The sequence below is a fragment of the Cupriavidus necator A5-1 genome (assembly GCF_000744095.1).
Lineage (GTDB): Bacteria > Pseudomonadota > Gammaproteobacteria > Burkholderiales > Burkholderiaceae > Cupriavidus > Cupriavidus necator_A.
The window spans coordinates 4,490,109-4,515,307 of record NZ_JQLI01000001.1 but is presented as its reverse complement, the minus strand read 5'-3'; the positions used below and the strand labels follow the sequence as shown (position 1 = coordinate 4,515,307).

Sequence of the window (25,199 nt, the reverse complement as noted above, 5' to 3'; positions counted from 1 at the left end):
GGCCAAGCATCTCTCATCTTAAGGACAAGGCATGAATATCTCAGGGGAACTGCTGATCGGCCGCCAGGCAGTACGCGGCGGCGCAGGCACCATCCACGCCATCGACGCAGCCACCGGCGCGACACTCGAACCGGCCTTTGGCGGCGCCACACCGGAACAACTCGACCAGGCCTGCGCACTGGCCTGGCAAGCGTTCGACACCTACCGCGAAACCGCACCCGAGCGGCGCGCCGATTTCCTCGAAGCAATCGCCGCCAATATCCTGGCGCTGGGCGATGTGCTGATCGAGCGCTGCGTCAGTGAAAGCGGCCTGCTGCGCGCGCGCATCGAAGGCGAGCGCGGCCGCACCGTGGGCCAGCTGCGCCTGTTTGCCGGCATGCTGCGCCAGGGCGATTTCCTCGAACTGCGCGTGGACCCGGCCCAGCCCGAACGCAAGCCATTGCCGCGCCCCGACCTGCGCCTGCGCCATATCCCACTGGGCCCGGTGGCGGTGTTCGGTGCCAGCAACTTCCCGCTGGCGTTCTCGGTCGCCGGCGGCGACACCGCATCGGCACTGGCCGCGGGCTGTCCCGTCATCGTCAAGGCGCATCCGGCGCACCCCGGCACCTCGGGACTGGTCGGCCGCGCCATCAAGCAGGCCGTGCGTGAGCTGGACTTGCCCGAGGGCACATTCTCGCTGCTGTTCGATGCCGGGCTCGCCGTCGGGCAAGGGCTGGTGGCGGACCGGCGCATCAAGGCGGTCGGCTTTACCGGCTCGCGCGCCGGCGGCATGGCGCTGATGGCGATCGCCGCCGCACGCCCCGAGCCGATCCCGGTCTTTGCCGAGATGAGCAGCATCAACCCGGTGCTGCTGTTCCCGCACGCGCTGGCGCATCGCGCCGCCGCCATCGGCGAGGCCTTTGCCGGCTCGCTGACGCTGGGCGCCGGGCAGTTCTGCACCAACCCCGGCCTGGTCCTTGCCGTGGCCGGCGAAGGCCTGGACCGCTTCCTCGAGTCCGCGGCGGCAAGCCTGGCTCGCATCGGCGCGCAATGCATGCTCACCCCCGGCATCCTGCGCGCCTACTGCAACGGCGTCGGCACGCTGGCGCAGCACCCGCGCGTGCAGGCCGTGGCGCGCGGACAAGCCGGCAACGACATGCAGGGCCAGGCGGCCTTGTTCTGCACCGATGCCGACGCCTTCCTGGCAGACGCAGCGCTGCGCCACGAGGTCTTCGGGGCATCGTCGCTGGTGGTGCGCTGTCGCGACCTGGCGGAGATGCGACGCGTGGTCGAGTCGCTGGACGGCCAGCTCACCGCGGCGCTGCATCTCGATGCCGGCGACCATGACGCGGCGCGCACGCTGCTGCCGTCGCTGGAACGCCTGGCCGGCCGCATCCTGGTCAATGGCTTCGGCACTGGCGTGGAAGTGGGACATGCGATGGTGCACGGCGGCCCGTGGCCAGCCACGTCTGACGGCCGCACCACCTCGGTGGGCAGCCTGGCGATCGCGCGCTTCGTGCGCCCGGTCAGCTACCAGGACATGCCGGCGGACCTGCTGCCGCCCTCGCTGCGCCCCGACAGCCGCCAGCGCCACACCTGGCGCCTGGACGGCAAGCTGCAATCCCAAGCGGACTGAGGCTTACTTCGACAGCGCCCGCAGCGTATCGATCAGCAGGCTCATCGATGCGGTCGGCGGGCGCCCGCGCCGCGTGACGATGCCGTAGGGCCCGAGCTTGCGCGGGAGGGGCAGCGGCAGCACGGCCAGTGCGCCAAGGCGGCCGTAGAACGCGGCGACCGATTCCGGCAGCACCGCAATCAGTTCGCTGTCGGCCAGCAGCGAGGTGGTCATCAGCACCGCCGCGGTCTCGATGGTCGACGGCGGCGCGGGCACGCCCGCATCCTCGAACGAGCGGTCGATCAGCGCGCGCATCGGGCTCGGGCGCGGCTGCATGATCCACGGGTAGCCGGTCAGTTCCTCGAACGACAGCTTGCGGCGCCGCGCCAGCGGATGCTGTGGTCCCACCACGATGGCCAGGCCCTCGTCGCCGAGCTGCTCGAACTCCAGCCCGCTGCTGTCCCAGCCATCCGGCACGCGGCCCAGCACGATATCGAGCTGGTCGCGCTCCAGCAGCGGCACCAGCAGGTCGCTGGTCTCCACCTGTACCGCCACCTCCAGCCGCGGATGATCGCGATTGAGCTGGCGGATCACATCGGCCAGTAGCCCCGGCGCCGGCGCCATCACCGCCCCGACTCGCACCCGGCCGATCTTGCCGGACTCCAGCGCCACCAGCTCGTCGCGCAGCCCGCCCATGTCGGCAAATACCAGCCGCGCGTAACGCGTGGCTGCCAGCCCGAAACGCGTGGCCCGCAGCCCGCGCGCGTGGCGCTCGAACAGCGGCACGCCGAGCAGCTCCTCCATGTCCTGCAGCATCTTGCTGACGGCGGGCTGCGTCAGCGTCAGCGCCTCGGCGGCCTGGCGCAGCGAGCCGCGCTCCTCGACCGCCAGCAGCAGGCGCAGGTGCTGCATCTTCAGGCGGCCGTGGAGGGTACTGACGGGTGGAATCATGGGCGGGACGAAGCATAGTGAGGGCAGGCTGTTGCCTGCGATCACAAATTCTTATCGCTTCGCCCCGGATGGTCAAGGCGGAGATATCACTGCCATGCCGACGGCGGCCGGCATCGGATTACTGCTTGGGCGAGTCCAGCGAGACTTTCGATGGGGTGATGTCCCCGACATCCTCCCAAGCCTTCGTGTCGAAACGGAATTGGGCGACGGCGCAGGTAGGCATGTCGGTGATTTCGTCCGACAAGCGATGCGCGAAGTCAGTGAACTCGGGGTTGTGACCGAACAGCATCACGCAATCGAGCTTCTTGTCGAGCGCACGAACGACGGCCAGCAGCTCCTCCGCGCTGGTGGCGTACAGCCGGTCATCGAGCACGATGTCCTTGCGTGCATAGCCGAGCTCGTCGGCGATCAGTTGCGCTGTCGTCAGCGCACGGAGGGCCGGACTCGACAGGAGCAGGTCGGGCTTCAGCTTGCGCTCGGCCAGGCGCTTGCCCATTTCCGGGGCGTCGTGCCGGCCCCGGTCATTCAGGGGGCGCTCACGGTCGGGCAAGGAGGGATCGTCTTTACTTGACTTGGCATGCCGGACGAGAAACAAAGTCTTCATAGTCCCTCCTGATCCATCGGGATTGTTGTCGATTTCGCGCATCGGCAGACCGGCAGACTGCGGCTGGCCGCGCCGCTACGTCCGCCCTATAGTGGACTTGGGTGGGGCCAATTGCAACGCGATGAACGGCAAAGCGCCCATCTCTCGGAGGGCAGCGCCATGCGGAGCCATTCAGATGCCATCGAGGTTGTGATCCGCGCCGGCGGCGTGGACCTGCAAGGCATCCTCACCTTGCCCCCGGGCGCCAGCGCATTGGTATTGTTTGCGCACGGCACGGGGAGTTCCCGGCATAGCCCGCGCAATCGCTACGTGGCCGCCGAACTTAATCGCTGCGGCATGGGAACGCTGCTGATGGACCTGCTCCTGCCGGAGGAAGACCAGGTGCAGGCCATCCGCTTCGACGTCGAGCTCCTCGCTGCACGTCTCGCACACGCGACAAACTGGGTGGCGCAGCAACAAGGCGTGCCACGGCGGTTCGGCTACTTCGGCGCCAGCGTTGGTGGCGCCGCGTCGATCCGTGCCGCGTGCCAGTCGCCAATCCCGATACACGCCATCGTTTCGCGCGGGGGCAGGGTCGACCTGGCGGGCCCCGACGCCCTTGCGAAACTGCCTGCGCCTACCATGCTGATCATCGGCGGGCTGGATGTGAGCGTCCTGGAACGCAATGAGTCGGCCTTTGCCCAGATGACATGCACGAAGAAACTGGTGATCGTGCCCGGCGCCTCCCATTTGTTCGAGGAGCCCGGCGCACTGGAGTCAGTTGCCCGCCTGGCGGCGCAGTGGTTCGAGCGATATCTCTGCAAAGCCTCGCCCTGACCACGGGCGCCAATCTGCCCCTCGCGTCGACGGTACAATGCCCGGACCCGGCCTGACGGCCAACCGGGCACTGGCACTTTCGCAAACCTCTCAGGGAACAGGACACCATCCATGCGCGACCCCAGCCGGGCGTTCCTCCTCGGTCCGCTGCTCAAAGGCGTCTCGCGTTCGTTCTACCTCACGCTGCGCGTGCTGCCGGTCCGAATGCGCGATCCGGTCGGCCTGGCCTATCTGCTGGCGCGTGCCGCGGACACGATTGCCGATACCTCGCTGATCCCGCCCGACAGGCGGCTGGCGTTGCTCTTGTCGTTGCGCGACCAGGTCAACAGCGCGACTGATGGCGGCGAGCTGGTCCGGAGCATCGCCGGGGAGGTCGCTGGCCAGCAAGAACAGTCGGATGAACGCATCCTGCTTGAGTCGCTCGGACCTGCGCTGGCGGTGCTGGCGCAGCTGGCCCCGGACGACCGGGAGGCGGTACGGCAGATCGTGTCGACCCTGACCGAAGGCATGGAATTCGACCTGCATACGTTCCCCGATGAACGCGCGGGCCGCCTCGTCGCGCTGCGCGAACCGGAAGAACTTGACCGTTACACGTACCTGGTCGCCGGCTGCGTGGGCGAATTCTGGACCAGCATGACTGCCGCGCACATGCCCGGCGCGATCGGCGGCGAGCCCGGCACCATGCTGCGCCGCGGCGTCCGCTTCGGCAAGGCGCTGCAGATGACCAATGTCCTGCGGGATTGCGGCAAGGACCTGCGCATCGGCCGCTGCTACCTGCCGGCCACGATGCTGCACCGGCACGGCCTGAGCCCGCAGGAGCTGCTGCTCCCCGACGCCTCGCTGCGCGCGCGGGCCATGATGCGCGAGCTCGTGCGCAAGACGCTGGACCACTTCCGCGAGGCCATGGCGTACACGCTTGCCATTCCTCCACGCTTCATCCGGCTGCGGCTGGCTTGCCTGTGGCCCGTCCTCATCGGCATGGAGACCCTGCTGCTGCTGGTGCGCAACGACGACTGGCTGGACCCGGCAAAGGCGTCCAGGCTGCAGCGCGGCAAGGTGTATCGGATCCTTGCGTATTCGCTGCCGATGGTGCTGTCGAACGGGCTGTTGCGCATCTGGTTTGCACGCCAGATGCGCAATATCGATGCCGTCATCCGCTGATTCAGTGGCTGGTGAAGACGGTCAGCACCCCCGTGTAGCCGTAGAGGTGATCCCTTGCGATCTCGCCGCCGGCAAAGAAGCCGGCCAGCGGCAGGTCGCCGAGCGCGCGGCGCACGGTCTGCAGTTCGGCATGCGGCGCGCCGAAATGTGGCCCGCCCCTGCCTGAGCAGCTGATGTAGAGCGCGCCCCGTGCGCGGCCGTGGCCGCCGTCCTCGATCTCGGTGCGGATCTCGGTGGCGACGCGCACCAGGTCTGCGCGCGCCGCAGCCGCGTTGCGCGTGCAGAAGGCCAGCCGCATGCCGGGCTCGACCATGTCGGCAAGCGCCAGCACGCGATGCTGCACGTCCAGGCCGAGCAGGTGGCGCACCACGGTATCCGAGCCGAACCTGCCGGGCAGGACCGGGGCATCGTCGGTGGCCGAGTTCAGGCCGGCGAGCGTTCCGGAAAGTGCCTCCGCCATGGTCTCCAGCGGTGCGTCGCGTTCGACGCCCAGGTCCTCCAGGACGCAGTCCAGCGCCGGCTTGCCGTCCAGCGCGAACAGCAGGTTGTGATCGCTGCGCGTCACGGCGCGCACCGGCCCGATCGGCTGGCAGCCCTGCGTGACGCGGGAGACCAGGCCGATTTCGGGGCCGAACAGCACGCCCGACAGCCCGCCGGAGAAGACGCCATCGGCAATGTGCAAGGTACGGTTGCGGGCCGAGGACAAGCCGCCGAACAGGTAGCCGGTGGCCGTGCGCGCGCTCAGCTCGTGCAGCAGGTCCTGGACATCCGGCGTACTGCCCTCGGCATGCACCAGCGCGGTATGGGGCACGAACCCGGAAGACGCGGCCGGCAAGGGCTGGCGCCCCGAAAACAGCTGGAAGCTATCGCGCGGGAACGGCGCCGCCATCAGCACCATGGCCGGCTCGTCGAAGTACTCCACGCCGCTGGCGGATACCCCCAGGCCGACCGTGCCTACCCAGGACACGCCGGGCCAGTTCTGCTGCAGCGCGGCAAGGATCGCCTCGGCGGCCAGCGCGTAGTAGTCGCTCAGGTAGCACCAGCCGAGCGTGAGCGGCGGCGGGCTGTCCGACTTCGCCTGGCGCAGGAAATCCTGCGTGTCCAGCTGGCGCTGGCAGTCGGCCAGCGCGACCTGCCACTCGACGTGGGCCGCGTCAGCGTGAACGAAGGCAAGGTCATGCATGATGGTTCCTCCGGATTCAGGCTGACGACATCCATTGGACCCTGGCCGGCAAGGGGTGTTCAGGAGCCGTTTCGGCGGCCGGTTAGCTGGCGCTGGCGCTTCTGCACGATTTCCTCGTGTAACGCCAGCGCCGCTTCCCGTGAGCGCGGCTGGTGAGCAGACCGCTATTCCGCCTTCGCCCCCGAATCCCTGGCCACCTTGCCCCACTTGTCGGTCTCGGCGCGGATAAAGGCGGCAAGCTGCGTCGGCGTCAGGTCGCCGGCGGTCACGCCCTGCTCGTCGAACCGCTTCTGCACATCCGGCGCCTTCAGCAGCTTGCCCAACTCCGCCGCCACGCGCTGCTCGATTGCGGCAGGCGTGCCGCGCGGTGCCATCAGCGCGAACCAGGTGGTGACCTCGTAGCCCTTGATGCCGCTCTCGGCCAGCGTCGGCACGCCGGGATAGGCGCCCGAGCGCTTCGCCGTGGTCACAGCCAGCGCCTTGACCTTGCCGCTGCGCACGTGCGGTGCCGCCGACGGGCTGGTCTCGATCGCCATCTGGATCTGGCCGGCGATCAGGTCCGTCATCATCGGCGCGCCGCCCTTGTACGGCACGTGGGAGATATCGGTGCCGGTCATGGCGCGGAACAGTTCGCCAGACAGGTGCTCGGTGCTGCCGATGCCGGCCGAGCCATAGTTGACCTTGCCCGGATGCGCCTTGATGTAGGCGATCAGTTCGGGCACCGATTTCACCGGGATCGCGGGATTGACCAGCAGCACGTTGGGGGTCAGCGCGACCAGGCCCACGGGATCGAGGTCGCGCGTGAACTCGTACGGCAGGCTCTTGTAGATGGCCGGCGCCATGGTGTGCGCCACGGTGGCCAGTAGGAAGGTGTAGCCGTCGGCCTGCGCGCGCGCCACGTTGGCCGCGCCGATGGTGCCGCCGGCGCCGGGGCGGTTGTCGACCACCACCGGCTGGTGCAGCGCCTCGCCGAGCTTCTGGCCGATGGTGCGGGCGAGGATGTCGGTGGTGCCGCCGCTGGCGAACGGCACCACCAGCGTGATCGGTTTGGTGGGCCAGTTGTCGGCGGCGATGGCGGTGCCGGTGGCCAGCAGGGCGGCGCCGGTAAAGCAGGCGGCAAGCGCGCCAACGATGCGCGATACGGGCTTCATGCAGTCTCCTGTGAGGATAAGTCGCGTAGTTCTGGGACAGCGGGCGCCTGCCCGCTTGTTGTGGCCGCGACTCTACGTAGCGCATGGCAAGCCCGCCAGTCGGCATCCGTTAACGGGTCTTCAGGATCTGTGAACCGTCTGGCGGATTTCCGCTACGATGCGGGCAATTCCGGCCAGTCGGCCAGGCGGCAACCGCGGAGACAAGAGATGGAACTGAGGCAACTGCGCTACTTCGTCAGCGTCATCGAGCACGGCAGCATGGGCAAGGCCGCGCTGGAGCTGGGCGTGGTCACGTCGGCGCTGAGCCAGCAGATCAGCCGGCTGGAGAGCGAGCTGTCCACGCGGCTGCTGCAGCGCACCTCCACCGGCGTGGTCGCCACCGACGCGGGGCTGGCCTTCTGGCGCCAGGCCCAGCTCGCGCTGCGCCATATCGACGACGCCGCGCTCGCCGCGCGCCAGGCGCGGCTATCCGGCCACGTCAGCGTGGGCCTGCCGCCGAGCACTGCCGCGGTGCTGGCGCTGCCGTTCATGCAGGCCATGCGCGAGCGCTATCCGGATGTGCGCCTGCGCATGGTCGAAAGCCTCTCGGGCTACCTCGGCGCCATGCTGGGTGCGCGCCAGATCGACCTGGCGGTGCTGTTCAGCGAGGAACCGGTGCAGCGCCGGACCGTGCTGCCGCTGCTGGATGAACGGCTGTTCGTGATCGGCGCCAGCGGGCTGGCCGGCATGCCGCGTGGCAACCGCACCTCGGTGGCCGCACTCGGCAAGCTGCCGCTGATCCTGCCCAGCGGCTCGCACGGGCTGCGCGCGCTGGTGTCGGCCTGCTTCCAGCACGCCGGGCGCGAGCCCCGCGTGGTCGCGGAGATCGATGGCCTGGCCGTGCTGATGGACGCGGTGCAGGGCGGCCTGGGCGCCACCATCCAGCCCGGCGCCGCACTGGCGCGCAGCCAGGGCGCGCCCTACCGCAGCGTGCTGCTCACCGACCCCGGCGCGACCCGGCCGAACCTGCTGGTGAGCCTGTCCGACGATGAACTCTCGCCCGCGGCGCTGGCCGCGCGCGTGGTGCTTGCCGACGTGGCCGCCACGCTGGTGCGCGACGGCCGCTGGCCGGGCGCGACGCTGCGGCCGCGGTAGTGGGGGCGGCGTTCATGAAAGCTGAAGCCCTATTGGCCATTCTTTCGATGGTGCGCCGGCCAGTCTGCTGACTTGGTTGCTCCCTCTCCCGCAAGTGGGAGAGGGAGCAACCCGGCAGCGTGTGAAGTTGGTCCAGCAAAAAGCCGGCCACATAGGGCCGGCCTTTTGCCATCACGCAACCGCGAAACTCAGTCCACCGTAGCGCCCGAGGCCTTCACCACCTTCGCCCACTTGGCCGTTTCCGACTTCATGAACGCAGCCAGCTGCGCCGGCTTTTCGGGGTTGGGCTCGGCGCCCTGGTCGGCCATCTGCTTCTTCACTTCCGGCATGGCGAGGATCTTCACCACTTCGGCGTTCAGGCGGTCGATGATCGGTTGCGGCGTGCCGGCGGTGGCGTACAGCGCGAACCACGAGGTGGCTTCATAACCGGTCACGCCCGACTCGGCCACGGTCGGCACGTTAGGCAGCGCCGGCGAGCGCTTGGCCGAGGTCACGGCGATGGCGCGCAGCTTGCCCGCCTTCACGTGCGGGTACGACGACGGCATGTTGTCGAACATCAGGCCGATCTGGTTGCCCAGCAGGTCGTTCACGGCAGGCGCGCTGCCCTTGTACGGGATGTGCTGGATATGCAGGCCGGTCATCGAGTTGAACAGCTCACCCGACAGGTGCATCGACGAGCCGCTGCCCGACGAACCGTACGACAGCTTGTCCGGATTGGCCTTGACGTAGGCGATCAGTTCCTTGACGTTGTTGACCGGCACCTTGGGGTTCACGACCACCAGGTTCGGCACCATCGCCACGCGGGTGATCGGCGCGAAGTCCTTGACCGGGTCGTATGGCAGCTTGGAGTACAGCGACTGGTTGATCGCGTGCGTGCCGATGGTGCCCATGAACAGCGTGTAGCCGTCGCCAGGCGCCTTGGCTGCCAGCGAGGCGCCGATATTGCCGCCCGCGCCCGGACGGTTGTCGATCACGACCGGCTGGCCGAGCGCCTTGCCCAGCTGCAGGCCGACGATGCGGGCCAGGATGTCGGTGGTGCCACCGGCCGAGAACGGCACGATCATGGTGATCGGCTTGGTCGGGTAGCCGCCCTGTGCGTGGGCAGCGCCGGCAAAGCCGATGATGGTGGTGGCCAGCGCCACGCCTGCGGCGAGCAGGCGGCGGCGAGTGGTGGAGGTCTGGGAATCGAGTCTCATCGGTATTACTCCGGTGTATGGCTGTCCCGGCGACGATTGGGGCCGCACGGGACGTTGTGCTGAAATGGCGTGATTGCCGTTCCCGAACGGATGCTGCGCACACGCGCGCATCCGGTGGGCAGCCCGGCCACGGGCCGCCATGCGTGACGCTTGGTTAACGTCTCTTCTTGTTGAATGCTTGAATACCCGGATCCTGGCGCGCGCTTAGACCGGCGCAACGCCCAGCGTGGTGCCGCCGCACACGTACAGCACCTGGCCGGTGACAAAGCCGTTGTCGGGCGACAGGAAGAACAGCGCGGCGCGCGCGACGTCTTCCGGGGTGCCCATGCGCTTGACGGTGATGCTGGCGAGGATGCGCTTGGTCTGTTCGGCGCCCTCCGGATTGCTCTTGCGGAACAGCTCGGTGGCGATCGGGCCCGGGGCCACGGCATTCACAGTCACGCCGTCGCCGCCCAGTTCCATCGCCAGCGTGCGGGTCATGCCAATCAGCCCGGCCTTGGTGGCCGAGTACACCACGCGCTCGGGCTTGCCCAGCGCGGCGCGCGAGGCCATGTTGACGATGCGGCCGAAGCCGGCCGCGCGCATCGCGGGCAGGCAGGCTTGCGTGAGCAGCAGCGGGGCCTGCAGGTGCAGGCCGGTCACGTAGTCCAGGTCGGCGACGGTGGCGGTGCCGGCAGTGCCGGGGCGGGTGGCGCCGGCATTGTTCACCAGGCGCGTGACCGCGAAGCGCGAGGTCACCTGTTCCGCCACGGCGCGGGTCGCGTCGGCGTCGGTCAGGTCGGCCTGGAAGAAGGTCATGTTGGGATGCGACCAGGCCGGTTCGGCGTAGTCGACATTGACGACCTGGGTCACGCCGTCGGCCAGCAGCATTTCACAGATGGCGCGGCCGATACCGGAACTGGCGCCGGTCACGAGCGTGGCTACGGGAAGGGACATCTTTCAACTCCAACACCGGCGCGCTATGCGGGCCGGGACATGCAAACGCTAAGACGATGACTGGATGGGCGCTCGAATCAGGGCGTGGCCATCCAATTACTGCTAACCGGCTCCCTCTCGCGCTTGCGGGAGAGGGTTGGGGTGAGGGCGGGCGTTTGCAGGAACGACTCGCGACAAGGAGCTGCTGACGTCCGTCGGCGCAGTTTTGCGGCGCCTCGCTATTGCACGCGCCTGCCCTCACCCCCTGCCCCTCTCCCGCAAGCGGGAGAGGGGAGCAAACCCGCAAGCGGCCATTACCTCAGCCTTTAAACGGGTCTACGTTCAAACGCGCTCGATCACCATCGCAATACCCTGCCCCACGCCAATGCACATCGTGCACAGCGCAAAGCGCCCACCGGTGCGATGCAGCTGGTACATCGCAGTGGTCACGAGGCGCGCACCGCTCATGCCCAGCGGGTGGCCCAGCGCGATCGCGCCGCCGTTCGGGTTGACGCGCTTGTCGTCGTCGGCCACGCCCAGTTCACGCAGCACGGCCAGCCCTTGCGCGGCGAACGCTTCGTTCAGCTCGATCACGTCAATCTGGTCCATGGTCATGCCGAGCTGCTTGAGCAGCTTCTGCGATGCCGGTGCCGGGCCGATGCCCATCACGCGCGGCGCCACGCCGGCGGTCGCCATGCCGACGATGCGGGCGCGCGGGGTCAGGCCGTGTTGCTTGATGCCGGCTTCGCTGGCCAGCAGCAGCGCGCAGGCGCCGTCGTTCACGCCCGAGGCGTTGCCGGCGGTCACGGTGCCGTCAGGACGGACCACGCCGCGCAGCTTGGCCAGTGCTTCCATGCTGGTCGCGCGCGGGTGCTCGTCGCGCTCGACCACGATCGGGTCGCCCTTCTTCTGGGCGATGGTGACCGGGGTGATTTCCTGGGCCAGCGTGCCGTCGGCCTGCGCGCGCGAAGCCTTTTCCTGGCTGCGCAGCGCCATCAGGTCCTGGTCTTCGCGGCTGATCTTGTAGTCGGTGGCGACGTTCTCGGCGGTCTCGGGCATCGAGTCCACGCCGTAGGCCGCGCGCATCGCCGGGTTGATAAAGCGCCAGCCGATGGTGGTGTCGAAGATCTGCGCATCGCGCGAGAAGGCGCTGGTGGCCTTGCCCATCACGAACGGGGCGCGGCTCATGCTTTCCACGCCGCCGGCGATCATCAGTTGCGCTTCGCCCGACTTGATGGCGCGCGCGGCGGTGCCGGTGGCGTCCATGCCCGAACCGCACAGGCGGTTGATGGTGGCGCCCGGCACGCTTTGCGGCAGGCCCGCCAGCAGCAGCGACATGCGCGCCACGTTGCGGTTGTCTTCGCCGGCCTGGTTGGCGTTGCCGTAGATCACGTCCTCGACGGCCGACCAGTCCAGGTTCGGGTTGCGGGCCATCAGCGCCTTCAGCGGCACCGCGCCGAGGTCGTCCGGGCGCACCGCGGACAAGCTGCCGCCGTAGCGGCCGATGGGCGTGCGGATGGCGTCGCAGATAAAGGCTTCGGTCATGGTGTGTCTCTCTCGTCTTGGTGTGTGTATCGGTGCGGGCACTAATGCGTACTTATGCGGCCTGCTTCAGCGGAACGCCCGTCAGGCGCTGCAGTTCATCAAAGCTCAGCCCCTCGACCAGGTCGCGTGCGACCAGCCCGTCGGCGGTCACATCGATCGTAGCAAGATCAGTGTAGATGCGGGTCACGCAGCCGATGCCGGTGAGCGGATAGGTGCACTGCGGCACGATCTTGCTCTCGCCCTGCTTGGTCTGGTGCTCCATCATCACGAACACCTGCTTGGCGCCGATCGCCAGGTCCATCGCGCCACCCACGGCGGGGATGGAGCCGGGTGCGCCGGTGTGCCAGTTGGCCAGGTCGCCCTTCTCCGACACCTGGAACGCGCCCAGCACGCAGAAGTCCAGGTGGCCGCCGCGCATCATTGCGAACGAGTCGGCATGGTGGAAGTAGGAGCCGCCGGCCTTGATCGTCACCGGCTGCTTGCCGGCGTTGATCAGGTCGCCGTCTTCCTCGCCCGGTGCAGGCGCGGGGCCCATGCCCAGCAGGCCGTTCTCGCTGTGCAGCAGGATTTCCTTGTCTGCGGGCAGGTGGTTGCCGACGAGCGTCGGCAGTCCGATGCCGAGGTTGACCACGGCACCTTCGGGAATGTCTTTGGCCACGCGGGCGGCCATCTGATCGCGGGTCAGGCGTTGCATCTCAGTTCTCCTATTGCCTGTCGCGCTCAGGCGACCTTGACGACGCGCTTGACGAACAGGCCCGGCGTCACGATGTGTTCGGGGTCCATCTCGCCCAGCTCGACCACGCGGCTGACCTGCACGATGGCGCACTTGGCAGCCATCGCCATGATCGGGCCGAAGTTGCGCGCGGTCTTGCGGTAGGTGAGGTTGCCCCAGCGGTCCGCCGTATCGGCCTTGATCAGCGCAAAGTCGGCGTGGATCGGCGTTTCAAAGACATAGCCCTGGCCGTCGATGATGCGCGTTTCCTTGCCTTCTGCCAGCGGCGTGCCGTAGGCGGTGCGGGTGAAGAAGCCGCCGATGCCGGCGCCGGCGGCGCGGATGCGCTCGGCCAGGTTGCCCTGCGGCACCAGTTCCAGCTCGATCTCGCCCGCGTGGTAGAGCGAATCGAACACGTACGAGTCTGCCTGGCGCGGGAACGAGCACACGATCTTGCGTACGCGCTTGGTCTTGAGCAGCGCCGCCAGCCCGGTGTCGCCGTTGCCGGCGTTGTTGTTGACGATGGTCAGGTCGCGCGCGCCTTGCTCGATCAGCGCGTCAATCAGTTCCGCGGGCATGCCCGCGAGACCGAAGCCGCCAATCAGGATGGTGGCGCCGTCGTGGATGCCGGCGACCGCCGCTTCCACCGAGTCGTATAGCTTATTGATCACTTGCGTTCCAGGTCGGAAATCCGCCAGGCCACCGGAGCGGGCCGCAAGGCGCGGCGCATGAAGGACTGTCTCCGGTAGTCCTGCCGGAAAGGATGTTCGTCTCGGCCCCGCGGCTTTTGCGCCGCGTTTGCCGCCCGTTGAACGGTCCAGCAGCTGCGTGGTGTTGTTGCGACTGTGCGCGCCGCTCGCTCGATATTCGCGAGATGTTCGCTATTAGAACTTGAATTCGCAGAATGAACAGGTTACACCTGCGCGATGAAAGGGGTCAAGCGAGGGCTAAGGGCGAAGATAACGCGGTGGGCGATAAACGCGCAGGGTGATGCAGGCGCCCCGTGTAGGACAGGGCCGACAGGACAATCGGTTCGCACTCGATAGGGACGCGACGCCGCGAGGCCTATTGTGGAATCAGAAAAGGGCAGCAGCCACCGGACCACCGGCTGTGCACGCTGCCGGCAAGACGAGAGCACAAGACAAGAACGAGGAGCCCGCCATGGCAACCGCCAACGTCCCGTATTCATCCACGCACCATGCCGCAGCGCTTGCGCGAATCCTGCATGTTACGCAGCAGGCGTGGGGACTGGGTCAGCACAAGGATCAACCGAACGCGAACGCTGCACAGGACACGCGGCAACTGATGCCGCCCCTGTCGCGCCGTGCGCGGCTGGCTCGCGCGGCAGCGCGGGCGTTTGAAGCGCAGGTGATGGCGATTCGTTGCCGGCAGGTGTTTGTGGTGTGATGGGCGTTGTCGCGGGGAGGAGGCGCCTGCCCTCTCCCCCGGCCCTCCCCCGGCCCCTCTCCCGCACGCGGGAGAGGAGAGCAAACCGAGCGCATCGCGTTTCTGCCAGCGTCAGCTTTATAACGCTGCGGCAGTTGCGCCCGTCAACACCGTCCGGCTTCCACCCACACCCGGCCGCACTTCCAGTCGCACGTCAATGCGCTCCCGCAACTCCGTGACGTGCGAAATGATCCCCACCAGCCGCCCCGCCTGCTGCAAGTCCAGCAACGTGCGGATCGCAAAGTCCAGGCTCTCCGGATCGAGCGTGCCAAAGCCCTCATCCACAAACAACGTATCGAGCTGGATCCCACCCGCGCGCGACTGCACCACGTCGGCCAGTCCCAGCGCCAGCGACAGCGAAGCCAGAAAACCTTCGCCGCCCGACAACGTGTTGGCCGGGCGCGCCGCGCCGGTGTCATAGTCGAACACTTCGATATCGAGCCCGCCCGCGCTGCGCTGGTCGCCCTGCTCGCGCACGCGCTGCAGCACATAGCGGCCGCGGCTCATCGCCAGCAGCCGCGCCGAAGCGGCTTCAAGCACCTCGTCGAGCAGCGTGGCCAGCACGAAGCGCTGGAACGTCATGCGGCGCGGATTGTTGCCGTTGGCGACTTCGGCCAGCCGGCCCAGGACCGCATAGCGGGCCTCGATGTCGCGGCCCTGCGCGTCCAGCTGCTGCAGGCGCTGGTGGCACTGCTGCAAGGCGTCGCGCGAACGGCCGCGCTCGGCTTGCTGGCGGACCAGTGCTTCCACTGCGGCTGCGGACGCTTCCCTCGCCTCGCGCAGACCATCAAGGTCCGGCGCTTCGAGCGATTGCGCCGCGGCGTCGGCGCGCTCGCGCCGGTCCGCGGCGGCGGCAAGCTGGGCGTCGAAGGTGCGCAGCGTGGCATCGATCGCCTGCATCGCATCGTCGGGCAAGCTGTTGGCGGCATGCGCCTGCACGTCGGCGAAGCCTTCCTGTGCCAGCGCTTGCGCCAGCGCGCTGTCGGCATCGGCGAGCCGAGCGGCGGCCTGCGACTGTGCCTGACGGGCCGACGCCAGCGCCGCCTGCGCACCCGCGGCATCGGTGGCGGCCTGGCGCTCGGCCGCCTGCGCGGCGGCCTGCGCGCGTTCCAGTGTGGCGAGCATGGTCTGGGCCTGGCGCAAGGCTTCGGCGAGCGCCGCAGGGTCGCGCGAATCTTCCGGGACTTGCGCGCTGGCGGCCTGCCATTCGCCCTGGCAGTGGGCCAGCGCCTGTGCGGCAGCATCGGCTGCCGTGGCGGCATCGCAGCTGGCGGCCTCCGCGGCATCGCGTGCGCTGCGGGTGGCGACGATGGCGGTTTCGCGTTGCGCCACGCTTGCCGCGGCCTGCTTGCCTTCGGCCAGCGCGCCGTCCAGGGTGGAGATCTCCGTCTTCAGCTGGCGCGCTGCCTCTTCGGACGCATCGCCCAATGCCTGCGCGATCTCTTCCAGCCGCTCGCGCGCCTGCGCGATCGCGGCCTGCGCGGCCTGGTGCTGGCCGGCGCGGCGTACCGCCTGCGACTCGGCTTCCAGCACGGCCTCGCGGGCCTGCTCCAGCGCCTCATCCGACAACGGCGCGGCCACGTGCTGCGCCGGCGTCGGATGCGCGGTGCTGCCGCATACCGGGCACGCATCGCCCGATGCCAGGCTCGCGGCAAGGCGCGCGGCCTGTCCGGCGCGCCAGAGGGATTCCGCTTCCGCCAGCGTGGCGCGGCTGCGGTCGCGGGCGCGCAGCGCCTGCTGCGCCGCCGCTTCGGTGTCGGCCGCCTGGTTCATGGCGGAGGTGAGCACCGCCGCGGCCTGCGCGTGGCGGCTGAACTGCCGCGCGCGCTCCTGCTGGGCGACGAGCTGGAACTGTGTCGCCTGCGACTGCGCGGCGGCAAGCTGCGCCTGGGCGAGCGCGGATTCGGCCGCAACCGCGTCGGCCTGGCGTGCGGCAAGCTGTGCCGTAGCGCGTTCGCGCGCGGTGGCCGTGGCGGCCTGTTTGCCTTCGGCGGCCTGCAAGGCGGCCCGCAAGGCGCCGAGCTGCTGCGCGCGCGGCAGCATGGCTTCCAGTTGCGAGACGCGCCGCTGCGCGGCATGGCGCTCATTGGCACGCGCCGTCTCCACTTGCAGCGCGGCTGCGGCCTGTTCCGCCTGTTGCGCGGTACGGGCCGCCTGTTCGCCGGCCCGCGCCAGCGCGGCGCCGGCCGCCACATGGTCACGCTGCGCCGTCTGCCATTGCTGCAGCGCCGGGCTGACGCGCGCGGCACGTTGGGCGGCATGCAGGCGTGCGCGCTCGTCTTCGATCGACGGCTGGCGTGCCAGCAGCGCCGCATGCGCGGCCTGCGCCTGCTGGCGCTCCTGCAGGCGTGCCGCCACCTGCTCAGCGGCGCCCAGCGTCGTCTGCGCGGTGGCAAGCGCAGTGCGCGCGCCCTGCTCCTGCTCATGCAGCGCCAGCAGTTCCGCCTGCAGTGCGGCAATGCCATCCGTCAGCGCCTGCGCGGACTCCGCGCAGGCCTGCCGCAGCGCTTCCTCGCGCTGGATGCCGATGCGCTCAGCATCGCGGCGGATCTCGGCGGCTTGCGCCTTCAGCAACTCTTCTACGCGGCGATACAGCTCGGTGCGGAACAAGCGCTCCAGGATCGCCTGCCGCGCCTGCGAACTGGCGGTCAGCAGTTCGCGGAAACGTCCCTGCGGCAGCACGATCACCTGGCGGAACTGCGCGCTGTCAAAGCCGAGCAGATCACGGATGGCGTCGCTGACCTTGCCCGGCTGGCCGGCCTTGCTGACCCAGCCGTTGCCGTCATGCAGGTCCAGTTGCGCCTTGGCGGCCTCGGTCACCCAGCCTTCGCCGCGCTGCTTGGGCCGCTCCTGCGCGGGCGAACGGACCACGCGCCAGCGCTGTGCGCCCAGGCTGAACTCGAGCGTGACCTCGGTGCGCAGCCCTGGCGCCGCGTTGGCGCTGCGCATCGCCTGCGCGCTGCGTTCGCCGCCGGAGGTATCGCCGTACAGCGCAAAGCAGATCGCGTCGAGCAGTGTGGTCTTGCCGGCGCCGGTGGGGCCGTGGATCAGGAAGAAGGCCTGGTCGCCCAGCCGGGTGAAGTCAACCTGCTCGGTCGCGGCAAACGGCCCGAACGCCTGCAGGGTCAGATGCAGCGGTCTCATGCCGACTCCCGTTCCGCGGCGGCCATGCCGGCCAGCACCTGGTCCAGCACCTCGCGCTGGCCCGGCTCCAGCTCGGCATCGGCCACCTCGCGGAAGAAGCTGGCGAACAGTTCGCCGGTGCCGAGCTGCCGCAGCTTGCGCCCGGCTTCCGAGGCCGTGCCGCTGCGCGCCAGCACCGTGCGCTCGATGGCCAGCGCGTTGGGATAGACCTGGCGCAGCTTCGCCATCGGGTCCAGCAGCGCACCGGTATCGGTCAGCCGCGCGTGGATGTAGTCATCGCGCTGCGGATCGGTGGCGCCCGCTGCAAGCAGCGCGGCCAGTTCGCCTTCGACGACGCGCACATCGCGCAGCGGCTGCAGCGGCACGGGCGTGATGGTCACCGCGCCATCCGCGCCCAGTTCGATGCGCGACACGGATTTGTCATGCGCGCACTCGGACAGGGAGTATTTCAGCAGCGAGCCTGCATAGTGGATGCGCCCGCCGCCCAGCGTCTGCGGCCGGTGCAGGTGGCCCAGTGCCACCAGGTCGAAGCCCGCGAACAGGTCCGCGGCCACGGCGCCGCTGCCGCCGACCGACAGCGGCCGCTCGGATTCGCTGGCCGCACCGCCCACCACGAAGGCATGGCCCACCACCACGGCGCGCACGCCGGGCGGATGCACGGCGCGGATGGCGTCCAGCTGCGCGCGCAGCGCGGCTTCATGCGAAGGCAGTTCGGTCCCCATCGCATCGCGCACCACGGCTGGCTCCGCATAAGGCAGCGCGTAGAGGCGCACTTCGCCGTGGGCGTCGTGCAGCGTCACGCAGGCGGCCTCGGCCAGCGTGCGGCCGGCCACATGCAGGCCCTGCGCACGCATCAGGCGCGCGCCGAACTCGAGCCGCTGGGCGCTGTCGTGGTTGCCGGCGATCATCACCACCGGCACGCCGGCGTCGACGACGATGCGGCCCAGCACGTCATCGAGCAGCGCCACCGCCTCGGGCGGCGGCACGGCGCGGTCATAGACGTCGCCGGCGATCAGCACGGCGTCGGGGCGTTCGGTGCGGACCAGTTCGACAAACTGATCGAGGAGATGGGCCTGGTCTTCCAGCAGGCTGCGGGCATGGAAGAGGCGGCCGAGATGCCAGTCGGCGGTGTGGAGGAAACGCAATCTGGGACCCGGAGAAGTGAAGGCACGAAGGCAGCATCATAAAGCGTCGCGCTGCGCGAGCCCGTTCAGCAACGGTTCAGGCGTGCCGGCGCATCATGCGTGCCATCGCCCCCGTGGTCCCAACCTCAACGGAGAACGCACATGAAACACATCCTGACCGCCACCGCCCTGACCCTTGCACTTGGCCTCGCCGCCGCCGGCGCCAGCGCCCAGTACACCGGCCCCTCGGCGATCCCCGTGATGACCGTCAAGGCCCTGCAGGCCGACGGCAAGGACGACCAGAACGCCGTGCTGCGCGGCAAGGTCGTCAGCAGCGTCGGCGACGAGCGCTACCTGTTCTCGGACGGCACCGGCCAGATGAAGGTCAAGATCAAGCAGAAGCTGTGGCCGGCGCAGAAGCCCGTCGACGCGCAGACCACGGTCGAGCTGGTCGGCGAGTACGACAAGGAGCTGATCGGCGAATCGCACTTCGACGTGAGGGAGATCCGCCTGCCCTGAGGCGACGAACCCCCTCGCGCGGCGCAATCCGCGTGCGCGCCGCGCGGTGGTGCGGCGGTGTAATGGGGGCGGGCGGCGCGGTAAGCGCAGCGCCCGCCTTCAGGTCACGCGGAAACCCACCTTCAGCGTGACCTGGTAGTGCGCGATCTTGCCATTCTGGATATGGCCGCGCGTTTCCACCACTTCGAACCAGTCGATGTTCTTGATGGTTTCGCCAGCCTTGGTAATGGCGCTCTGGATGGCCTGGTCGCAGCCATCGGGCGAGGAGCCGACGATCTCGACCAGCTTGTAGGTATGGTTGGTCATGTCCCTCTCCTTGGCGGGCGTGCCCGCGGGGGTTCCATCCATCATAGGCGCCGCGCGCGGATAGTCCCAAGGCCCGCGCCACGCCACGCAGCGCGCACAGATCCTGTTACACAATCCCCCTTTGCCAGTGGCGTATGCGGCTGCTACGCTGCGGACCCGTCCTGACCGCATGCGGCGCGCGGCGCGCGCACGCTGTCATCCACTGAAGCAAAGATCCGCCGTGACTGTCAGATTCATTCGCCGGGCCGTGCTGGGCCTGGGCCTTGCCGCAGCCGTATCCGTCTTTACTTCTTTCGGCTCGTTCGGCTCGCCGAGTTCGTTCTTCAGCTCGCTCAGCCCGTTCAGCCACCTGATCGCGCAGGCGCACGCCCGTTCGACCTCCACGTTCGACCAGGTCACCGAGACCATCGCCGGCAGTATCAGCGATACCTTCAACGAAGCCGTTACCAAACACTTCCCGGCGCGCAGCGGCACTCCCGCACAGCCGCCGGACGCGAAGCCGGTGCCGAGCAAGGCCTTTGCCCAAGGCAGCGGCTACACGCTGTGCTTCGTGCCCGATGGCGCGAGCTGCCAGGCGCTGCTGGTCAACGCCATCCGCAGCACGCGCCGGCAGCTGCTGATCCAGGCCTACTCGTTCACCAGCGCGCCGATCGCCGAGGCGGTGGCGCAGGCGCACAAGCGCGGCGTGGACGTGCGCGTGATCCTGGACAAGAGCCAGCAATCGGAACGCTATACCAGCGCCACATTCCTGAAGCACGCCGGCGTGCCGGTGGTGATCGACAGCAAGCCCGCGATCGCGCACAACAAGGTGATGGTGTTCGACGACCAGGCGGTCTTTACCGGGTCGTTCAACTTCACCAAGTCGGCACAGGAGCGCAACGCCGAAAATGGCATGCTGATCCGCGGCGACGCGGCGGTGGTCAAGGCCTACACCGACAACTGGAACACGCGCTATCGGCAGTCGAAGGCGTACTGACGCGTACTGAGGGGCCAGCGCCTGCATGAAGCGGCGCCCGGTGGCACACTTGCGGCTGGCGTGCGGCGAGCGCCGCGCATCCTGCCTACCTGTTAAGAGCCATTCCGGAGAGCCTCCCCATGACAGCCATTCCCGACAGCCAATGGATCCGCGTCGACAGCGCCGCGGGCAGCTTCGACGCCTACCTGAGCCTGCCGCCCGCCGGCGTCAAGCCCGGTGCCCCAGGCATCGTGCTGCTGCAGGAGATCTTCGGCGTGAACGAGCATATCCGCGCCGTGGCCGACCAGTACGCCGCCGACGGCTATGCGGTGCTGGCGCCCGACGTGTTCTGGCGCCAGGCGCCGCGCGTGGAGCTGGGTTATGACGGCGACGACATGGCGCACGCGATGACGCTGCGCAAGGCGGTGGACGTGCCGGCCGCGCTGGACGATATCGCCGCCACCGTGCAGGCGCTGCGCCAGCGCACCGGCGCCGGCAAGGTCGCGGCGGTGGGCTACTGTTTTGGCGGCCTGCTGGCGTACCTGAGCGCGGCGCGCGGGCTGGTCGACGCGGCCGTGTCGTACTACGGCGGCGGCATCCAGAACCAGCTGCAGGAAGCCGCGAACATCCGCGTGCCGGTGCAGTTCCACTACGGCGCGCTCGACGCGCATATCCCGCCCGAGGCCGTGCAGGGCGTGCGCGAGGCGACGGCGGGCAAACCCGGCACCGAGATCCACGTCTACCCCAACGCCGACCACGGCTTCAATTGCTGGGCGCGCGCTTCCTACCACCAGCCCAGCGCTGCGCTGGCGCACGGGCGCGCGCTGGCGTTCCTGGCGCAATCGCTGTAAGCCAACGGCGCGCGTCCCACCGCCGCCTTGCCACGGCCGGGCGGCAGCCCTTATGCTCGGGCGCTGAGCTTCAAGACTTGCTGGACCCCAAACCATAACGACGGAGACCACCATGCAGTCAGAGCAGCAGCGCGCCCTGCGCAACACCATCCCCGACGCCATTGCCCGCGCCGTGCGGCGCAGCCCGGACAAGACCGCGATCCGCTTCGGCGAACGGGCCTGGACCTACCGGCAGCTCGACAATGCCGCGGCCCGCGTGGCCGGCGCGCTGGCGCAATGGGGCCTGCGGCCGGGCGATCGCGTCGCTGCCTTCGGCAAGAACTCCGACGCCTATGTGCTGCTGTGGCTGGCCTGCCTGCGCAGCGGGCTGATCCATGTGCCGGTCAATTTCTCGATGACGCGCGCCGAGGCCGAGTATATCGTCACCCAATCGGGCGCCAGTGCGATCTTTGCCGATCCCGCGCTGGCCGAGCGCGTCGATGGTCTGCCGTGCAAGGTCACGGGCACGCTGCATGGCGGCAACGCGCGCGATATCCTGGCCGCCGCGGCCAACGGACCCGCGGCACCGATTTCCGATGCGCTCACCGACGCCACGCCCGCGCAGATCCTCTACACCTCGGGCACTACCTCCGCGCCCAAGGGCGCCGTGCTGACGCACCGCGCGCTGCTCGCCGAATACGTCAGCACCATTGCCGCCTGCGATATCCGCGAGTCGGACTATTCGCTGGCCGCGCTGCCGCTGTACCACTCGGCGCAGATGCATGTGTTCCTGATGCCGCTGCTGCTGTGCGGCGGCACCACGCTGATCGCCGAAAGCCCGGAAGCCGGCTATTGCCTGCGCACCATCTACGGCGAAGGCATCACCAGTTTCTTTGCCCCGCCGACGGTGTGGATCGCGCTGCTGCGCCATGCGGACTTCGAACCGGCCAGGCTTGGCTCGCTGGTCAAGGCCTACTACGGCGCATCGATCATGCCGGTGCCGGTGCTGCTGGAGTTGCAGCAGAAGCTGCCTGCGCTGCGCTTCTACAACTGCTACGGGCAAAGCGAGATCGGGCCGCTGGCCACGGTGCTGGGGCCCGACGAACATGCGGCGCGCCCCGCGTCCGCCGGCCGCCCGGTGCTCAACGTCGAAACCCGCATCGTCGACGAAACCATGCGGGATGTGCCGCCCGGCGAGTTGGGCGAGATCGCGCACCGCTCGCCGCAACTGCTGACCGAATACTGGAACAAGCCGGAGCAGACCGCCGAAGCCTTTGCCGGCGGCTGGTTCCACTCGGGCGACCTCGGCTACATGGATGCCGAGGGCTACCTGTACGTGGTCGACCGGATCAAGGACGTGATCAATTCAGGCGGCGTGCTGGTGTCGAGCCGCGAGGTGGAAGAGTGCCTGTACACCCACGGCGCGGTGGCCGAGGCGGCGGTGTTCGCGCTGCCGCATCCGAAGTGGGTGGAAGCGGTGACGGCCTGCGTAGTGCGCAAGCGCGGCCACGAAGCCAGCGAGGAAGAACTGATCGCGCATGCGCGCGAGGCGCTGGCGCCGTTCAAGGTGCCCAAGCGCATCGTGTTCGTCGCGGACCTGCCGCGCAATACGGCCGGCAAGCTGCTCAAGCGGCAGCTGCGCGAGGACTATGCGCGGTTGTTCGGCGCTGATGCGTAACCCTCGGGGCGTCTGCCACAGACGCCCCTTGCGGACTCGCCTCAGTACGGCACCGCGACGCCGTTTTCGACCTTGACCCGGTCGCCGATGCGCATCTGGTAGGCGTTGGACTGCGTCAGCGTCAGGTAGGCGTTGTCGCTGGTGCGCACGCGCACGCGGTAGGCCGGGGCGCTGGAACCGGTGCGCTTCTCCACCTCGTTGCCGGCCACCGCGCCGGCCACGGCGCCGCCGATGGTGGCGACGGTATTGCCGCGGCCGCCGCCGACCTGATGGCCGAGCAGCCCGCCGACGATGCCGCCGACCACGGCGCCAGCGCCGCTGGTCGAGGGCGGCTGGCCGGGCATCACTTCAATCGCTTCGACCCAGCCGTAGCGCACGCCGTAGGCCTCGTTGCCGTATTGGTTGCCATAGCTGCCGTCAGCGGGGTACGACTGCTGGGGGTAGCCCTGTTGGGGATAGCCTTGCTGCGGGTAGCCCTGTTGTTGGGGATAGCCCTGCTGCGGATAGCCTTGTTGCGGATAACCCTGCGGGTAGCCCTGTTGCGCTGGATAGCCGCTGACCGTGGTGCCGTAGCCGGTGTTGTAGCCCGGGTTATAGCCGCCGCTATAGCCGGTGTTGTAGCCACCGCTGCCCCCATACCCAGCGCCATAACCGGCGTCATAGCCATACGGCGTGGCACACCCGGCCAGCGCACCGGCGCCGAGCACCGCAAGCACAACCGAACGAAGGGGGATGGACATGTCTGGACTCCTGCGCGCTGCGCGTGTTTGTGGGAATGCGCGCGAGTCTAGGGCCGCCGGCGGGCAGCGGGTGTCACCGGAGCTTGTGATTGGTAACCGCCTGTAACCGCTGGCGACGCCTGCCCGAAAATCGCTCAGCCGCGCTCGGCGCCGTCGTCGTTGAACTGCGTGATGCGCGCCACGCGGAAGGTGCCGCGCAGCGATTCCAGCTCGGTCCGGTGCAGCATCGCCAGCCGGTTCAGGCAGCGCTCTCCTTTGGCCAGCAGGTGGACCTGTACCACGCGCCGGTCTTCGGGGTTGAGGCGGCGCTTGACCAGCCCGGCGGCCTCGCAGCGGTTGACCAGCGCGACCACGCCGTGCTGCTTGGCCTGCAGGCGCTCGGCCAGTTCGCCGATCGAGGCCCAGTCCTTGTCCGCGCTGCCGCGGATATGCAGCAACAACAGGTATTGCTGCACGGTCACCCCTTCCTCGCGTGCGGCGTCTTCGGAGAATCGCAGGAAGCGCCGCAACTGGTAGCGGAAATCGGACAGCGCCTCGAAGTCGGCCTTGTTAAGCGGGGTGTTGTTCCGTGACGGGGCGGACTTGCTGGGCATGAGTGGCGAAAAAGCGGAGTGGCGAAAAAAAGCGCGAATCAACCAGAACGCGCCGGTACAACGCGCGGAGCCGCCCGAGTGGCCCGGCCGATCCCGCAAGCGCACGCAATTATAGAGTCCGCGCACCGCGCTGCTGGCGCAAAGATGTCCGGCAGGCCACGCCGCGGCCGCCTGTTGCGCCGTGCCGCCGCCCGGCTATGGCAGAATCTGTGCGGTTGCAGACACCTTCACCCGTCACCGGAAAACGCACCGATGTTCTCGGAAATCGCCCTCTTCCTGCTGGATACCGTCTTTACCCTGTTCGGCATGGCGCTGTTGCTGCGCGTCTGGATGCAGCTCACGCGCCTGCCCACGCGCAACCCGGTCTCGCAGGGCGTGTTCCAGATCACCGACTGGCTGGTCCGTCCGCTGCGCCGGGTCATTCCCGGCGTGGGGGGCATCGACTGGGCCACGGTCGTGGCCGCCTTGCTGACCGCGGTGGTGTTCCTGCTGCTGGTCGCCGCGATCAGTGGCGCGGACCTGCTCGCCTTCCTGCCGGCGGTGCTGCTCACCGCCCTGCTCTATGTGCTGAAGTGGACCATCAGCCTCGTGATGTGGGTGACGCTGCTGATGGCGATCCTGTCGTGGGTCAACCCGCATTCGCCGGTCACCCCGGCCATCGATCACCTGACCGCGCCCGTGCTGCGCCCGATCCAGCGCGTGGTGCCGCGCCTGGGCGGCTTCGATGTGTCGCCGCTGGTGCTGTTCGTGATCGCGCAGATCCTGCTGATGGTGATCGCGCGGCTGGGGGCCAGCGTGTTCAACATGCATTTCTGAGGGCGGGCCGGATTGACGGCTGGCGATTGTCCGCGCGGCTGGACAGTCTGTCGACAATAGGCCCTTTTTCTGCCCAGTGTGAAGTC

The 25,199-nt window shown here is 68.7% G+C and carries 24 protein-coding genes; 10 read left to right on the top strand and 14 right to left on the bottom strand.

Annotated elements, in window-relative coordinates; translation table 11 throughout:
- Positions 1–31: 31 nt before the first annotated feature.
- The gene (locus K307_RS20075) at positions 32–1,615 is read left to right on the top strand and encodes an aldehyde dehydrogenase (NADP(+)) (protein ID WP_042880729.1); all 1,584 of its coding nucleotides are present in this window, start codon (positions 32–34) and stop codon (positions 1,613–1,615) included.
- Between the two features lie 3 nt (positions 1,616–1,618).
- Here K307_RS20075 and K307_RS20070 read toward each other — a convergent pair whose 3' ends face one another.
- Positions 1,619–2,545, bottom strand: coding sequence for a LysR family transcriptional regulator (locus tag K307_RS20070; protein ID WP_042880728.1), 927 nt, complete (start codon positions 2,543–2,545; stop codon positions 1,619–1,621).
- A gap of 118 nt (positions 2,546–2,663) precedes the next feature.
- Positions 2,664–3,149 carry a SixA phosphatase family protein gene (locus K307_RS20065; protein WP_042880726.1) on the bottom strand — a complete coding sequence of 162 codons (486 nt, stop codon included), beginning with the start codon at positions 3,147–3,149 and terminating at the stop codon, positions 2,664–2,666.
- A gap of 159 nt (positions 3,150–3,308) precedes the next feature.
- On the opposite strand from K307_RS20065, the gene K307_RS20060 reads away from it, so the two are divergent.
- Both K307_RS20060 and K307_RS20055 read left to right on the top strand, forming a co-directional pair.
- Positions 3,309–3,965 carry a dienelactone hydrolase family protein gene (locus K307_RS20060; protein WP_042880724.1) on the top strand — a complete coding sequence of 219 codons (657 nt, stop codon included), beginning with the start codon at positions 3,309–3,311 and terminating at the stop codon, positions 3,963–3,965.
- Positions 3,966–4,076: 111 nt separating this feature from the next.
- Positions 4,077–5,126 (top strand): phytoene/squalene synthase family protein, encoded by a 1,050-nt coding sequence (locus K307_RS20055; RefSeq protein WP_042880721.1) that lies wholly within the window; start codon positions 4,077–4,079, stop codon positions 5,124–5,126.
- Between the two features lies 1 nt (position 5,127).
- Here the strand turns inward: K307_RS20055 and K307_RS20050 are convergent, their stop codons facing one another.
- Together K307_RS20050 and K307_RS20045 are read right to left on the bottom strand one after the other, a co-directional pair.
- Positions 5,128–6,309, bottom strand: a complete 1,182-nt coding sequence (locus K307_RS20050; RefSeq protein ID WP_042880719.1) for an FIST signal transduction protein — start codon at positions 6,307–6,309, stop codon at positions 5,128–5,130.
- Between the two features lie 164 nt (positions 6,310–6,473).
- On the bottom strand, positions 6,474–7,460 hold the full coding sequence (locus K307_RS20045; protein ID WP_042880717.1) for a Bug family tripartite tricarboxylate transporter substrate binding protein: 987 nt from the start codon (positions 7,458–7,460) through the stop codon (positions 6,474–6,476).
- A 207-nt stretch (positions 7,461–7,667) separates the two neighbouring features.
- Here K307_RS20045 and K307_RS20040 point away from each other — a divergent pair, with 207 nt between their 5' ends.
- Positions 7,668–8,594: a LysR family transcriptional regulator gene (locus K307_RS20040; protein ID WP_042880715.1), complete on the top strand. Its 927-nt coding sequence runs from the start codon at positions 7,668–7,670 to the stop codon at positions 8,592–8,594.
- Positions 8,595–8,782: 188 nt separating this feature from the next.
- Here the strand turns inward: K307_RS20040 and K307_RS20035 are convergent, their stop codons facing one another.
- From K307_RS20035 to K307_RS20015, 5 genes are all read right to left on the bottom strand, one after another.
- On the bottom strand, positions 8,783–9,790 hold the full coding sequence (locus tag K307_RS20035; RefSeq protein WP_042880713.1) for a Bug family tripartite tricarboxylate transporter substrate binding protein: 1,008 nt from the start codon (positions 9,788–9,790) through the stop codon (positions 8,783–8,785).
- A 204-nt stretch (positions 9,791–9,994) separates the two neighbouring features.
- Complete coding sequence (locus K307_RS20030; protein ID WP_042880711.1) at positions 9,995–10,726, bottom strand: SDR family NAD(P)-dependent oxidoreductase; 732 nt, start codon at positions 10,724–10,726, stop codon at positions 9,995–9,997.
- 321 nt (positions 10,727–11,047) lie between these two features.
- Positions 11,048–12,250, bottom strand: coding sequence for a 3-oxoadipyl-CoA thiolase (gene pcaF / locus K307_RS20025; RefSeq protein ID WP_042880709.1), 1,203 nt, complete (start codon positions 12,248–12,250; stop codon positions 11,048–11,050).
- 52 nt (positions 12,251–12,302) lie between these two features.
- A complete protein-coding gene (locus K307_RS20020; RefSeq protein WP_042880706.1) occupies positions 12,303–12,944 on the bottom strand; it encodes a 3-oxoacid CoA-transferase subunit B in 642 nt (213 codons plus the stop codon).
- Between the two features lie 26 nt (positions 12,945–12,970).
- Positions 12,971–13,633: a 3-oxoacid CoA-transferase subunit A gene (locus tag K307_RS20015; RefSeq protein ID WP_042880704.1), complete on the bottom strand. Its 663-nt coding sequence runs from the start codon at positions 13,631–13,633 to the stop codon at positions 12,971–12,973.
- Positions 13,634–14,123: 490 nt separating this feature from the next.
- On the opposite strand from K307_RS20015, the gene K307_RS20010 reads away from it, so the two are divergent.
- Complete coding sequence (locus tag K307_RS20010; protein WP_042880702.1) at positions 14,124–14,369, top strand: hypothetical protein; 246 nt, start codon at positions 14,124–14,126, stop codon at positions 14,367–14,369.
- Between the two features lie 117 nt (positions 14,370–14,486).
- Here K307_RS20010 and K307_RS20005 read toward each other — a convergent pair whose 3' ends face one another.
- Positions 14,487–17,552 carry an AAA family ATPase gene (locus K307_RS20005; protein WP_042880700.1) on the bottom strand — a complete coding sequence of 1,022 codons (3,066 nt, stop codon included), beginning with the start codon at positions 17,550–17,552 and terminating at the stop codon, positions 14,487–14,489.
- Positions 17,549–18,697: an exonuclease SbcCD subunit D gene (locus K307_RS20000; protein WP_042880698.1), complete on the bottom strand. Its 1,149-nt coding sequence runs from the start codon at positions 18,695–18,697 to the stop codon at positions 17,549–17,551. The genes K307_RS20005 and K307_RS20000 overlap by 4 nt, the downstream gene beginning before the upstream one ends.
- 141 nt (positions 18,698–18,838) lie before the next feature.
- On the opposite strand from K307_RS20000, the gene K307_RS19995 reads away from it, so the two are divergent.
- Positions 18,839–19,195 carry a YgiW/YdeI family stress tolerance OB fold protein gene (locus tag K307_RS19995; RefSeq protein WP_042880696.1) on the top strand — a complete coding sequence of 119 codons (357 nt, stop codon included), beginning with the start codon at positions 18,839–18,841 and terminating at the stop codon, positions 19,193–19,195.
- 99 nt (positions 19,196–19,294) lie between these two features.
- On the opposite strand, the gene K307_RS19990 is transcribed toward K307_RS19995, so the two are convergent.
- Positions 19,295–19,501, bottom strand: coding sequence for a dodecin (locus K307_RS19990; protein WP_022537411.1), 207 nt, complete (start codon positions 19,499–19,501; stop codon positions 19,295–19,297).
- A 220-nt stretch (positions 19,502–19,721) separates the two neighbouring features.
- Between K307_RS19990 and K307_RS19985 the strand changes: the two genes are divergently transcribed.
- The 3 genes from K307_RS19985 (at position 19,722) to K307_RS19975 (ending at position 22,964) form a co-directional block, all read left to right on the top strand.
- Positions 19,722–20,477 carry a phospholipase D family protein gene (locus K307_RS19985; protein ID WP_230625779.1) on the top strand — a complete coding sequence of 252 codons (756 nt, stop codon included), beginning with the start codon at positions 19,722–19,724 and terminating at the stop codon, positions 20,475–20,477.
- 119 nt (positions 20,478–20,596) lie between these two features.
- Positions 20,597–21,307 carry a dienelactone hydrolase family protein gene (locus K307_RS19980; protein WP_042880692.1) on the top strand — a complete coding sequence of 237 codons (711 nt, stop codon included), beginning with the start codon at positions 20,597–20,599 and terminating at the stop codon, positions 21,305–21,307.
- Positions 21,308–21,419: 112 nt separating this feature from the next.
- Positions 21,420–22,964, top strand: a complete 1,545-nt coding sequence (locus tag K307_RS19975; RefSeq protein WP_042880690.1) for an acyl-CoA synthetase — start codon at positions 21,420–21,422, stop codon at positions 22,962–22,964.
- Positions 22,965–23,005: 41 nt separating this feature from the next.
- Here K307_RS19975 and K307_RS19970 read toward each other — a convergent pair whose 3' ends face one another.
- Both K307_RS19970 and K307_RS19965 read right to left on the bottom strand, forming a co-directional pair.
- Positions 23,006–23,704 (bottom strand): glycine zipper 2TM domain-containing protein, encoded by a 699-nt coding sequence (locus K307_RS19970; protein ID WP_042880687.1) that lies wholly within the window; start codon positions 23,702–23,704, stop codon positions 23,006–23,008.
- A 134-nt stretch (positions 23,705–23,838) separates the two neighbouring features.
- Positions 23,839–24,297, bottom strand: coding sequence for a MarR family winged helix-turn-helix transcriptional regulator (locus tag K307_RS19965; RefSeq protein WP_022537406.1), 459 nt, complete (start codon positions 24,295–24,297; stop codon positions 23,839–23,841).
- A 252-nt stretch (positions 24,298–24,549) separates the two neighbouring features.
- Between K307_RS19965 and K307_RS19960 the strand changes: the two genes are divergently transcribed.
- Complete coding sequence (locus K307_RS19960) at positions 24,550–25,113, top strand: YggT family protein (RefSeq protein ID WP_042880684.1); 564 nt, start codon at positions 24,550–24,552, stop codon at positions 25,111–25,113.
- Positions 25,114–25,199: the final 86 nt, after the last annotated feature.